Annotated in this window: 8 protein-coding genes and 1 pseudogene; 1 reads left to right on the forward strand and 8 read right to left on the reverse strand. The window is 34.8% G+C overall.

The genetic code is table 11. From position 1 onward, the window contains the following. Positions 1-202: 202 nt before the first annotated feature. Complete coding sequence (locus tag BK579_RS23050; RefSeq protein ID WP_078549600.1) at positions 203-1,387, forward strand: ROK family transcriptional regulator; 1,185 nt, start codon at positions 203-205, stop codon at positions 1,385-1,387. A gap of 174 nt (positions 1,388-1,561) precedes the next feature. Here the strand turns inward: BK579_RS23050 and gndA are convergent, their stop codons facing one another. From gndA to BK579_RS26590, 8 genes and pseudogenes are all read right to left on the reverse strand, one after another. Then, positions 1,562-2,971, reverse strand: a complete 1,410-nt coding sequence (gene gndA, locus BK579_RS23055) for an NADP-dependent phosphogluconate dehydrogenase (protein ID WP_078549602.1) — start codon at positions 2,969-2,971, stop codon at positions 1,562-1,564. A 344-nt stretch (positions 2,972-3,315) separates the two neighbouring features. Then, the gene (locus BK579_RS23060; RefSeq protein ID WP_078549604.1) at positions 3,316-5,538 is read right to left on the reverse strand and encodes a glycoside hydrolase family 2 protein; all 2,223 of its coding nucleotides are present in this window, start codon (positions 5,536-5,538) and stop codon (positions 3,316-3,318) included. Positions 5,539-6,314: 776 nt separating this feature from the next. Continuing rightward, positions 6,315-6,773 (reverse strand): methylglyoxal synthase, encoded by a 459-nt coding sequence (mgsA, locus tag BK579_RS23065; RefSeq protein WP_078549606.1) that lies wholly within the window; start codon positions 6,771-6,773, stop codon positions 6,315-6,317. A gap of 83 nt (positions 6,774-6,856) precedes the next feature. Continuing rightward, complete coding sequence (locus BK579_RS23070; RefSeq protein WP_204524755.1) at positions 6,857-9,046, reverse strand: alpha-L-rhamnosidase; 2,190 nt, start codon at positions 9,044-9,046, stop codon at positions 6,857-6,859. Between the two features lie 238 nt (positions 9,047-9,284). Beyond that, positions 9,285-9,476, reverse strand: a complete 192-nt coding sequence (locus tag BK579_RS26185; RefSeq protein WP_078549609.1) for a hypothetical protein — start codon at positions 9,474-9,476, stop codon at positions 9,285-9,287. Between the two features lie 48 nt (positions 9,477-9,524). Next, positions 9,525-11,024 (reverse strand): MFS transporter, encoded by a 1,500-nt coding sequence (locus BK579_RS23080; protein ID WP_078549611.1) that lies wholly within the window; start codon positions 11,022-11,024, stop codon positions 9,525-9,527. Between the two features lie 927 nt (positions 11,025-11,951). Next, positions 11,952-13,592 carry a sulfatase family protein gene (locus BK579_RS23085; protein WP_235848605.1) on the reverse strand — a complete coding sequence of 547 codons (1,641 nt, stop codon included), beginning with the start codon at positions 13,590-13,592 and terminating at the stop codon, positions 11,952-11,954. Between the two features lie 350 nt (positions 13,593-13,942). Continuing rightward, positions 13,943-14,107: pseudogene (locus BK579_RS26590) on the reverse strand (sporulation protein YhbH); the annotation flags it as partial. Positions 14,108-14,236 lie beyond the last annotated feature (129 nt).

A 14,236-nucleotide genomic window follows, 5' to 3' on the forward strand; every position in this document is an offset into this window, starting at 1 on the left:
CCTATAATTTAATTTGTTTACAAAACAAATTAATTATTTTATCATTAGACTATCATCTCAAAATGATTTCGTCAACAGGTGTCATTTATATAAATTTAGTAAATAAGGGAACATAAGTGTATAATGTTTTTATTAGAAATTTTGGTGATTTATAAAATCTTGAATTTAGATAGATATAATTTGATTAAAAGGGTGGAGTTTTATGGCAATTGGTGATGCTGCTTACATAAAGAAAATAAATAGAAGTCAAATCATAAGTAAAATTATAGAACAAGGAATGATATCTAGAGCTGATTTATCTAAAATTACGAAATTAACCAGAGCAACGATTTCTGTCCAAGTGGCTGATTTATTAGAGGAGGAATTGATTGTTGAATCCCAGCAGGAGCATAATACTGTGGGGAGAAAGCCAATCATGCTTTCTCTTAATCGACTTGCAGGATATGCTCTAGGAATTGATCTAGACTTTCGAACTATTTCTTTTACAGTATCGGATTTAACCGGTAATCCAGTTCGAACTGATCATGTTGAGTTAGAAAACTCAAATTATGATGAGGTTCTTCAAATCTTAATCAACGAGATTAGAGGCTATAAAGAAAAATATTCTCATAGTCGTTTTGGGATTGTTGGGGTTGTCATTGGCATCCATGGAATAGTCAAGAACGACAACACAATTAGCTTTGTCACACAGCACAAATGGTACAACAAAGACCTTAAGGGTGACCTTGAGAGAAATTTACACACTGAAATATACATAGAAAACAATGCAAATTTATGTTCTTTTGCGGAAAAGGTATATACTCATCATCAAAGTGAAAACTTGGTTAGCGTTAGTATGTATTCTGGCATTGGACTTGGAATCCTAATTAATGGTGAGCTATTAAAAGGATATCATGGTTACGCAGGTGAAATGGGGCACATGATCATCATACCTGACGGAAAACCTTGTAATTGTGGTAATTTGGGTTGTTGGGAGCTTTATGCTTCTGAGAATAGCTTCCTAAAACAATTAGCTGAAAATCTAAATCAACATCTACTGTCCTATGAGGAGGTTAAAGAGCTAATTCATGCAAACAATCCAGTTGCCATGCAACAAATTGAAGAGTTTTTAAAGTACATAGCCGTAGGCCTTAATAATATTATCAATTTATTAAACCCAGAAACTTTGGTATTAAATAGTGAATTACTAAAAATGATTCCAAATGCAGAAAGTAAGATTAAGGCGAACCTCAAATCCTCAATTAGTGATTATAAAGAATTGTTAATTTCAGAACTTGGCACAAATGCCAGTGTCATGGGTGCGTGTGCTTTAGCTATTAAAAATTTCCTAGAAATCCCAGAGTTAAGCTTTACCATCGAAAATGATATATTAGAAGGGATTAATTAAACGACCTTCTTATAAGCAACTAGTCTAAGCTGCTTATAAGGAGGTTTTCATTGTTAAGGAGACTGTTATTCTCCAGATATATCTACTTATAGGTGGGCCTAAAAGGTTCATTAAAAAAATCCCTTCATTAATTGTTATTACGAAGGGAATCTATTTTCTTAAAAAGGGAATCAATTAAATCCAGTTTGTGTGGAATACTCCTTCTTTATCAACACGTTGATACGTATGAGCACCAAAGTAATCACGTTGTGCTTGCAATAAATTTGCTGGTAAGGTTTCGGAGCGATAGCTATCATAATAAGCAATAGCACTTGAAAATGCTGGTACTGGAATACCTCTCTCAATTGCCAATCCGACAACCTGGCGCAATTCTGCTTGGTAGTTTTCTGCAATTTCCTTAAAGTATGGATCTAATAAAAGGTTCGCTAGATTTGCATCACGCTCATAGGCATCTTTAATTTTTTGTAAGAATTGAGCCCGAATAATACATCCTCCACGGAAAATCATCGCGATGTCCCCATAGTTAAGATTCCAATCATATTCCTCCGATGCTGAGTGCATTTGAGCAAACCCTTGGGCATAAGACACAATTTTACTAAAATATAAAGCCTTACGTACTGATTCAATTAACTCCTCTTTGTTCCCCTTAAAAGCTTCCATTTTTGGTCCTTGTAATAATTTGCTTGCTTTCACACGCTCATCTTTCATAGCGGAAATAAAACGAGCAAATACAGACTCTGTAATAATTGGAAGAGGAACACCCAAGTCTAATGCATTTTGACTTGTCCATTTACCCGTTCCTTTTTGTCCAGCCGTATCCAAAATCAAATCTACAAGCGGCTTCCCGGTTTCTTCATCCACTTTCGTAAATATATCTGCGGTAATCTCAATTAAATAGCTGTCTAGTTCTCCTTTATTCCACTCTGCAAACACTTCATGAAGCTCGGTAGCACTTAAGCCAAGGGCATTCTTAAGGATAAAATAAGCCTCACAAATTAACTGCATATCTCCGTACTCGATTCCATTATGAACCATTTTCACATAATGACCAGCTCCATTGGGACCGATATAGGTGCAGCAAGGATCATCTTCTACTTTTGCTGAAATGGATTTTAAGATAGGCTCTACCAATTCATATGCTTGTCTTTGGCCCCCAGGCATAATTGAAGGACCTTTAAGTGCTCCTTCCTCCCCGCCCGATACTCCTGTTCCAATAAAATGAATACCCGTCTTCTCCAATTCCAGATTCCGTCTTATGGTGTCTTGAAAAAATGTATTACCACCATCAATGAGAATATCTTCTTTTTCAAGGTAAGGCTTTAAAGAATCTATCGTTGCATCTGTCGCAGTACCAGCTTTAACCATTAATAATATCTTTCTTGGCTTTTCTAAAGAATCAACAAACTCCTGAATCGTCTTTGCACCAACAAAGTTTTTCCCTTCTGCTTCATTTTTTAAAAACTCTTCTGTTTTATCATATGAACGGTTAAATACAGATACAGAATAACCTCTACTTTCAATATTTAGTGCAAGGTTTTTACCCATAACCGCTAAGCCGATGACACCAATTTGCTGTTTTGACATTGTTCCTCAAATCCCTTCTTAATCTCTTTATTTAGCAAACTATTTATTAATTTGTTTTGTAAACTAATTAATAAAAGGATATCATTCTCCTATCCTACAGTCAATAATCGAAGTGTGACTATTCTTTTAAATTACTTCTATCTTTGCTTTTATATATAGTGGTACCATGTGCATGAAGACAAGATGCAATTACTAGATTATTTCTCTGACAGATCTGGTTAGAGATCTTCTTAATAAAAAAAAGAAACACCCGTAATAATTCGACGCGGTTACGTAACCCATCCATTCATTACTAGTGCTACCTTAATTTTATTATTTATTAATTTGTATTTTCTTCAATAGAACTAGTCATTCACTTTTTGGATTTGATTCAATGCTTTGTTAATTTCAACAACCATTGACTCAGGAATAGAGCCTCCTGATTGTTTAATTAGTGCTTCAACAGTCATAGCATTCATTATTTTAATCATGGATTCAGATTTTTTCACATTTTTTGCAACATCTCCTCGTTTTGCCTTTGCATAATTCATCATATTGTCTAGGATTTGGGCTCCCTCAGGACTTTTCCGAATATCCGCCATAACGTCTTTAATAGAATAATAACCCTCAGGTTGGTTCATTTCTGGATGATCAAACCAATTTATAACATCTCGTCCTACTAGTACATAATCCTTATTCTTTTCTGACACTTTTCTTATCGTGATTTCATCTGAACAATTTCCTGCTTTTACTTCGATTCTATGCTCGTCCTGAAGTTTCAATTTAAATATAAATACTTTATTACCACTTTGCTTTTCTACAAGTTCGCCGTTACTATATAGTTCAACTGAGTCATAATTTGAGTACACTTTAATTTCTGTTACTTCTTCGTGACGCTCTACATAATTCCTTCCACATAAATGAACAAAAGGTTCATTATTCCAGTACGCCTTGTAAAGATAGAACGCATCCTTCTTATACTTTCTATCAAAAGTGATGAGCCCCTTCTGGTTTATGCCGTTCTCTCCACCCTCATCTCGACCATCTGCAGCGAAGTCAAACATATTCCATACATGTGTTGCCCAAAGATAAGGACGGTCATTAAACATATTTACCATATGTTCATGATATACTGTCTGATATTGTTCTGTATAATCCCCTTTCTCTGGTGTTGGAGATTGTAATTTTGGATTAGCATCTGCACCATATTCAGCTAAACCAATTATTTTATCTGGGTATTTTTTATGAAAGTCATCAAAGAATTTATCATTATCCGCTAGATTTCCTAAATACCAACCATAGTATAAGTTATAAGACATAATATCAGGTAAGGTTACTAATGGTTCATCAATTTCAAGCATAAATACGTGAGCCATAGTTGTTGGTCTAGTACTGTCTAGGCTATGTGCCAAATCATTTAATATCTTGTGGTTCTCCATTAAATCATCCGTTACACCCGTAACAGTTATTTCATTCGATAATCCCCAACAAATGATCGATGGATGGTTATAGTTCTGTACTATTAATTCTGTCAACTGTGTTATCGTATTCTCTCTTCCATTAGTCATATGTTCTGTGATATAAGGTATTTCAGCCCATACAATCATTCCATATTCGTCACATAAATCATAAAAGTACTGATCATGTTGATAATGGGCTAAACGGATAGTATTTGCACCAATTTCCTTTATCAGTTCCATATCTTCTATCATCATTTCTCTAGTAATAGCGTTTCCAGCACCTCTTCTGTCTTGGTGCCGCGAAACACCTCTAAGTGGATAAGGTCTACCATTTAAAATAAATCCTTTATCCTTATCAAAAGAAAATGTTTTACATCCGAAACGACTTTCTACCTGGTCGATCACGTTCCCATCTTTTATAAGCTCTGCTTTTGCTTCATATAAATATGGATTTTCCACACCATCCCATAATTGAACTTTTGGAATTTCAATTTTACCAGAAGCAACTCCTTCGACAACAGGAACTTCTGTGGATCCTACGCCATTAATTGTGTAGCGAACTACTTCGGCTTCACCTGTTACAAATGATTTCAAATCTACATTTGCAGATTTCTCAATTATTTCAGATGTTATATTTAAACCACTACCACCATAATAATCCATATCAAAGTGACTATCAGCCACAATTACCATGTACACATCGCGATATATTCCACCATAAAAGGTAAAGTCAGCCTTCTGAGGATACACCCGATCATTAGGACTATTATCAACAGAAACGACCAGCTCATTTTCTTCTTTTAAGACTTCTGTAATATTCACTCTAAAAGTCGAATAACCTCCATCATGTTTAGATAGTTTAGTATTATTCATCCATACTTCTGCTGTAGAGTTTGCACCTCGAAATTCCAGATATACCTGATCACCATTATTTAATTCTGGCTTATCAAAAGTCTTCCCATACCAGCAAGTTCCTCTGTAATAATCATTACCACCATCTTGTCCATCAATAGCGTTCCATGTATGAGGAATATTTATTTTCTCACCTTGTGTTCCGAATATTTTCTCTGCACCAACATTTTCTTTTACAAATTTCCAATCTTCGTTGATTAATATTGTCTTTCTCACTGTAACGCCTCCTATATATTATATAATGTAGTCTACTCATTAGATTTTTCTAGTGATTTATCCGCTTTCTTTCATTTCTATCGTATCATTATTCATATGAACCAATCTGGTAATCTGGTATTATTTTTGGGAAGATATAATTCTCAAAATAACCTAACTGTTTTGGTTTTAGGTGGTAGTTCCTAAAGGGATTACCAAGGGGCTTTTTTTTACTAAGTCAAAAGCCTTCTTAGCAAACGTAAAAAAAGAGTCTGGATTATAATTGGAAAATTGACCAATAATTATATTCCTGACCCTCTTTATCATATTTAATGCCATTGAAGTTTCTTCAGATAAGATAAGGTTTGTAATTTATTGATTTCAAATTTAACATCTATGCCATATTTGTTTACTCAAACTGAAAACATGTACACTCTTCGGTATAACAACAGTCTATATCATCACTGAAATTCTGAAACAGTGATATAGAGAATCGAGTAGGATTTGCGGATAATTGGCCAAATAAATGGTAAGACCTAGTAAAATATAGGGAACTCACCCAATTTATAGGTCTAACTTTCTTGCGGTACTTCACTTCTCTTTCCCTATTTCCTTACTTAATCAGAACTGGTTTTCAAGCGTGTTGTTGATTTTCAATCCAAACTGCAACTTGATTAATGAGCCTGGAGAATTCTAACATTAAATACTTACTTTAAATTGCCATTCTTAGAAATCGGAGTATATTTACCAAATATCGGAACATTCCACATCCCCTAAGCAAGCACTCAATCACATTATTAATAATGTGATTGAAACGACTCTAAAAACAAACTCTTTTTAAGAAGTTCTCTCTCTTTATCTTCACGTGCCACGTTACGCCACTCTAAATCACCACGCTCTAAGGAACGTACTAAAATTTCTGCTGACCCCATATTCGTTGCTAGAGGAATATCATACACATCACATAACCTTAATAAAGCGGTAATGTCTGGCTCATGTGGTTGTGCTGTTAACGGATCACGGAAAAAGATAACCATATCCATGTCATTGTTTGCTACCATAGCTCCAATTTCTTGGTCACCACCAAGTGGTCCTGAGCGAAAGCGATGAATTTTTAATCCTGTTTTTTCAGAAACCAACTTCCCTGTTGTACCAGATGCATATACTGTATGTTTCTCTAGATAGGGTTGATATGCTTTAGCAAATTGAACCATTTTATCCTTGTTTTTATCATGTGCGATTAAAGCAATCTTCAACGATCATCATCCCCTTAAATAGTTATTATGAATGAAAATTAATTTGGAATATAAAGTACTACTTATAACGAGCCCCTTTTGTACTAGCTTTTGCACGTGAAAGTATAGGTACCAGAACTTACCTCTTGAGAATTCCCGTTAGGTAATTCTATTATTGTGTCACTTGGAGTACTTATTGTGAACTCAATCTGTTCGTCTACATACTCCCATTTCACTTCAATTAAACCCTCAACAGAAAGGTATTTCCCTGATACCATTTTTAATCGTTTATCTGTGTATGGCTGAATTTTAATTTTTTTATAGCCTGGCAATAATGGTTTGATTCCTAAGATGTATTGATAATAAAATTCACCTACACTTCCAAAAGCATAATGATTAAAGGAAACCATATTATCATCTACAACTTTGACATCATTGACCGTACCATCTTCCTTTAATGCATCCCATCTTTCCCACGTAGTAGTTGCACCGCGTTTAACCTGATACATCCATCCTGGACACTCTTCATTCAATAAAACATCAAAAGCCAATTTTCTCTCTCCTGCTTCAATCAATAGTGGAAGAATGAATTCTGTTGAGAAAAAGCCTGTTTTCATACCTTGCGTTCTCACCATTTTCACTAAATGACCTAATACTTTATGGCGCAATTCACCTTCTGGTATCACATATTGCAATGCCATAATATAGGCACCCTGATAATCGCCGCTAATTTTACCATTTTTCTCAACAAACCTTTTGATATAGGCATCCCTAGTTAATCTATATTGTTCTTTATATCTTTTGGCATCATCAACTCGGTCTAATTTTTCTGCGACTTCGCTGATTACTTTTAGATCGTTAACAATAAATGAATTGGATACAGGATCATTATGCATCGCCATCCATCTCATGTCTTTATCAGGCATGAGCCAATCACCCAAATTAGTACCAATCCATAGGTTATCCTCACCCATCTTTCGGATCTCTGCTTCAACAAACAACTTCATACTTTCATACATATCTACAATGTAATCAAATTTGCCATATTGCCACCACAATATTTCAGGGATAATCGTTACTGCATTTCCCCACCCAAGCATACTCATAAAGCCGATCCCTGCAGGTCCTTCAGCTGGTATGGTTGGACCAACATATCCTTCTGAATTGTCCATTTGACTATAGCGAATATCCTTTAAAAACTTCGTCCAAAACGCTTCTGTATTAAAGTTAAAGCTACCAGTCCGCGCAAACACTTGCCCATCACCAGTGTAACCCATTCTCTCATCACGCTGAGGACAATCCGTCGGAACCTCAACATAATTAGACTTTTGGCCCCAAACCTGATTATCATAGAGCTTCTGGACAAGTTCATTTTCACACTTGAAATATCCGGTTCTTTCCATATCACTGTATATTGCATATGCTGTAAGTAATCCGTCGTAATACTCTACTCCTGATAGTTCAACATATCTAAATCCCATATATGTAAAACGCGGTCTATATTTTTTCTTTTCTCTACCTGCGTGGTACACAGTTGTGGCTTTTGCCTTTCTTAAATTTTCCGTATAAAGGCTGCCATCTGGATTTAGTACCTCACCATGTCTAAGTATTAAAGTTTGGTTCTCCAAGAGATTTGGGTCTATTTCAATAATTCCTGCAAAGTTTTGCCCAAAATCAAGAATAGTCTTATCCCCATGTTTTGTTACCTTTTTTACAGTTAGCTCTTCTTGAATTCGCACATAGTTCTCTGTTTGCTGTAAATTTTCGGGAATCTCACCTTCAAACTTTTTTACTCCGATTGTTTTCACATTGTCTATATCTGCATGATAGATTTCACCATCATAAAATCCTGCATAGGAATATGGGGATGTTTTCTCAACCACATTTTCAGATGATGTTATTTGTTCAACTCTTCCATCTGAGTATTCTAATTTCAACACCCAAGATATAGCTGGTTCTTCACCATAAATTTGCGTAATATTTTTATGTGTAAATCTACCACAGTACCAACCTTGACCCAAAAACATCTCAAACTTGTTCTGCCCTTCCATAATCATTTCTGAGACATCATAATGCTGAAAGAACAAATCTCTAGGATAATAAGTATAACCCGGTGCAAACATTTGATCACCGACTTTATAACCATTTAAATCTACTTCATACACACCTAATGCTGTAATATAAAAATCAGCTTTTTTGACACTATTGACATTAAACTCTTGAACGAATACACTTACCGCTCCCTCTTTATAAGAATTATAAGACGCTATAAAATGATTCTTTAACGATTCCACTTTCATTCCTCCAAACAGAATAAACATACTTATTCATGAATTGTGTACTTAATTCAAAAGACTTACTTACATAAAAGATAAAGCAATTAATAGGATAGGATATTGTACAATAGTATCCTTTTTGGTGTAATAGTTTTATATCCGAAACTTTTTAATTAAAAATTCATCACCAAATACTTTAAGTACTATTTTCAAAATACATAAAAAAAGCATTCGGTATATACCAACTATACGAATGTCAATAATCTAATTTAACCTTTCCGAGAATAGTACTTGGAAAATCAGCGAGTGTACCAGAAGCCCATGCATGACAATCACTACGAGGGTTCTCTTCCATTTCTGGTAGCGTTGTCAGGCCTGGTTTTACATACACTCTCCAGCAATCCCACAGTTCGCTAGTTGCGCGGAACGGTACAACTGCCTGTCGCACAAAAAGTGGAGTAGCTAAAACTACTCCACCTCACTTAATATGAACTATTTATTTAGCTTTAGCCTCTATAACGCTTTCTTGATTTTTCTCACGTCGCTTGTCTAATTCAATTCTTATTTCTTCCATTTTATTTTTATCCAATTTATAAAATTTCATTGCAATAAGTGTTGCAATCCAACCTAAAATTAAAATTCCATAGTTTAAAAACATCGCCATCCAGAAGATACTGTCTGAGTATGGCGTATTAACATCAGGAAATGCAGCTTTAAAACCAATCATAGCTAAACATATACCTACGACGGTTTGAGCCAAAGAAGATACTCCTTTATCAATAAATGAATATACACTACTAACGACACCAGGTACATATCGTCCCGACTTATATGCTTCGTAATCAACAATATCTGGTATCATCGGTGTAACAAATGCTAATGGTAATTTAACAAGTGAAGTCAATGCGAGATATGATACTACAAATGCAACAGTCATAAATCCCCAATTTGTTAGACTAATTTGAGTTGGATCACCAATCCATAAAACTAAAAAGGAAATAATAGCTACAAAGATAGACATCCAAGTTGTCATGACTAAACCACTTTTTGAACCGCGTTTTCTAGCAAAGCCAAAACCAAACAGTATGAACAATATATTAGGTATTAAAGCAATTAATGCTAATTGACCAGCTAGCGCAAAATTCCCGATAATAATTCCAAATAGCATTACACCAACAACTTGATTACCCTTTATTTGCATAGCAAGCTTATCTGTTGCTGCTGCCACGATAAACAATTGTAAATTCCTATTACCTTTAAGTACGGAAAACATTTCTCTAAAATTAAGTGGCTTCGCATCGACATTTCCATCTCCGTAATTTTCCACTCGATCTTTTGGCCAGATGACGAAAAGAGCTATTGAAGTAAGAACAGCACCCGCTACAATAATCCAGATTGTTAACTCTTGGTATATTCCCGCGTTATTAAGACCACCATACTTCGGCACTAGGAAGTTTGATAATACAAACCCAAATATTGCGCTGACTAGTGATATATAAATCGCTGCTGCTGCTCCCAAAGTTGGACGTTGACTAGAGTCTCTGGTCAAGATGGAATACCCAGCTGTACTTGCTACTGAATAAAATGTGTACCCAAAAATAAAAATCACATATAAAAATATAAAATAAATCATTTTTATGGATTCAGGAACTAGATGAGAAGTAAAATATATTAATAACGTCGTTACAGCCATAATGATAAAACCAAAAAATAAAAATATGCTCACTTTACCAAATCTTCCTTGAGTTCTATCAATAATATAACCCATTATTGGATCGGTAACAGAATCCAGAATACGCGTACCAGTAATGATAACCGAGGCAACAACAGTACCTAATCCTACAATACCTGCAGCATAAAAAGACACAAGCATCATTGCCATCAAAAATAATATACTAACAATCGCACCAGCCGGATAAAGGATCAATTCCCATAAATTCGTTCTACCATTATCTTGCCTTCTAGTAAGTGTTCCTAGTTGGTTATTACTTGACATTATAATACCTCCTAAATATCGTTAAAACCTTAATTTTCCAAACCTATAAGCGAACGCTTTCACGTTATCAGAAATTAAACTTAATAGTCTAATAGTATAAGTGACTCCGTTTCTTATTCTCTTAATTCAAAAGCTTCTCAACTAAAGGCGTTTCACTAGTTTGATAAGCAGTCTTACAATACTTCTCTCATTAGATAGTTAGAATAACTCCTTCTCACGCTCACTATTGAGCTAACCTCGAACTTTTTTTCTTTATACCCAAAATTTGGAATGCTAGTCTTATCGTTTACGTAGTTCAAATGCAACAGCTTTTGGCTTACGTTCTCCGTATCTCCGAGTAAAGATCTCTAAAAGTATAAGTAAATAATCCCCTTAAAAATACGCTTTCAAAAAAATGTGATAGATTAAAGAATAGAAATAATAAAGTTTAAACTTATTTAATTATTTCATTAGTTGTCGTAGTGCACCTAATTCAATAACGTCAACCTAAAATATAACCTCCTTCATCCATTTAATTTGTTTACCAAACGAATTAAATGTTTTGCTCAGTTTATTCTAAGAAGCGACATATGTCAACATTTTTTTGCAACCGTTTTTATTTTAGATTGTGAGAGGCATAGAATGTAAATCTTGAATGTACGGATACTTGGTTAGGCCTCTCTAATCCTGCGCCAGCTTGACCAAAAGGAAAAACTTATTGAAGCACTCGCCCCTGATCATTAATTGGAGGCGTAATGTGCTTCTTTTCAATTACACCGATTCACCAAGATATTATCAGATAATTTGTAATATGATGCAATAGATAGTACCTCCTGTATATGGTTCTCAAAAAACATACAAGCTGGCTATTAATATCAAGTCCCTTTTTCTTTACTAACACTAATGGTCCTCTACTTGAATTGAGGTGGTAGAAGGCAAAATCCCTATTTAAAAACGACTGTCAACCTTGTGTGGTACAACATCACTGGTCTCAAAGAAATGTGTTAACATCCGGTTCTTATAACCCTGTATAAGCTCCGCATACGCTGGATTGTCAATTTGATTATTTCTTTCGAGTGGATCAGAGTTCATATCATAAAATTCATCTTTCTCGTAATGTCTATATACATACTTGTAATTCTCATCTCTAATCATCATTGCCTTTGTGTGCTGAGGTATTTTTTCTTGTTCTGATGTTCTTGCCCAGTATTCACTTGAACGAGGTCCACCTTCTGCACAGTGCTTTTCTCCTTCTAGTCTTCCACCTTCACTAAATACGACGTCCCTGTGCTGTTCATCTCCAATTAATACATGTTGTAGTGATTTACCAAATTGTGTATGTTGATATTCGATATCAAGTAAATCGTGTAAAGTCGCTTGAACATCAATTAATTCGACTAATGCATTCGTTGTACGTGGTTTTGCTTTAGTGTCTTTTGCCGGTTTAATTATAAGCGGAACCCTTGTTAACATGTCCTCGAATGTATTTTGGTTTTTCTCAGCGATTTCATAATCCCCAGTGAAATCACCATGGTCACTAAAGAACACGACGATTGTATCGTCATATACACCTTTTGCCTTTAAAGAATCTACTAATTCACCAATATAGTGATCTAACTTGGTACCCATCGCGTAATATGTTTGTTTCATTTTTTTCAACCGATCATCTGACCAGTTATTGATCTTTTGATTATTTCGAATTCCTCTTAAGATACTTGGCTTCTTTTCCCATTCCTCATCGGTAAGTCTCACAGGAGCTGGAATGATGCTTTCATCAATTTGATCAAGCCATTCTTGTTCAGTTCCGTACGGTGGGTGGGGTAAGCTAAGGGCTAAGTACATACAAAATGGATCTTCTCCATATTTTTCTTCTTCAAGAAACTGAATGGCATTCTTTATTTCTTTTACATCGGTATCACCCATACCTTTCATTACGCCTTTATAGTGGGAGTAGTCGTACTCTTTTTCCTTTTCAGGTTCTTTCTTAATTTCACCATCTTTTTCTCTTGCTTTTTCCTTCATTAAATACTCTTTATAGCGTTTTACGGCTACGGCAAATTCATCATTCCTAGTGGAACAAAGTTTATAATCATCACCTTCCACTTTTAGAAAGTCATTACGTCCACCCCAATAAACATGGTATCCTGATTGTTTCAACGATTTTAAAATATTCGGTTGTTCATCATCCATCAGATGTCCCATTGTCCGATGTCCTTTTGTATGCGGATACAATCCTGTCAAGAAGGAACATCTGCTTGGTACACAAACAGGATTTTGACAATAAGCATTAGAAAAACTAACCCCTTCTTCTGAAAGTTTATCAACATTTGGTGTTTTCACGTTTTTATTGCCCGAATAGCCGATAGAATCATATCTCCATTGGTCAGCGACAATCATAACTATATTCTTCTTTTTACTCATAATAATCCTCAAACTCCTCAAATAATCGTTTTTAAAAAACTCAATATTTTCAGCAAAACAATATAGTTGATTCTTTTTTGACTCCTTCCAGTCAAATTTGATTTTTCCCGCAATATCCTTATTTAATTTTATTTCTTCATCAGCAAGTGCTTTTGTTGTTAACTCCATTTCCAAGTTGTTAAATATATTAGCATAAATGCTAGCGCTCTTATGGTAATATGGTATTTTTTTTGGAAATATTATAATTGTTTACTAAATTAATATTGTGTTCCTTTGTAATTGTCACACTCTTATTGGCAATTCAGCTTGATGACCATTCTTTTAAAATACTAGGCTCATAATTAACAATATAACCTCAAGCAGTAAACAGTATCAAAGCAAGCCGGAATAACGATCTTTTTTGGAGTATGAAACACCTTGTTCTAAAAATCAATGCGTCCAAAACCTTAATTTTTACTGAATCTTGTCTAATCCAAACGGCCAAAAGAAGACCAGCATCATTAGCTGGTCTTCTTTGATCACGCATATTTTTTACTCTCTTCTTCCTTCCTAAAGAAGCTCTTCATCGCATGGAATATATCGGCTTTTTGCTTGAGGATATAATAACAGAACTTTTCATCTGAAATGTTTTTGTACGCAGACAGAAGGGTTGAATGACGGTTGTATTGATTTAATTTACCAAATGTAGATATTTTATACACTATTTACTTTATGTTTTTTGATATAGTATATAAAAGTCCTCTCACTTAGTAGGAGGATTGTTTTTTGAAATTTTACAATCGCTAAAAGAGTATGGTTGTACTGTGCAACAA

Source organism: Litchfieldia alkalitelluris (genome assembly GCF_002019645.1).
GTDB classification, from domain to species: Bacteria; Bacillota; Bacilli; order Bacillales; family Bacillaceae_L; genus Litchfieldia; species Litchfieldia alkalitelluris.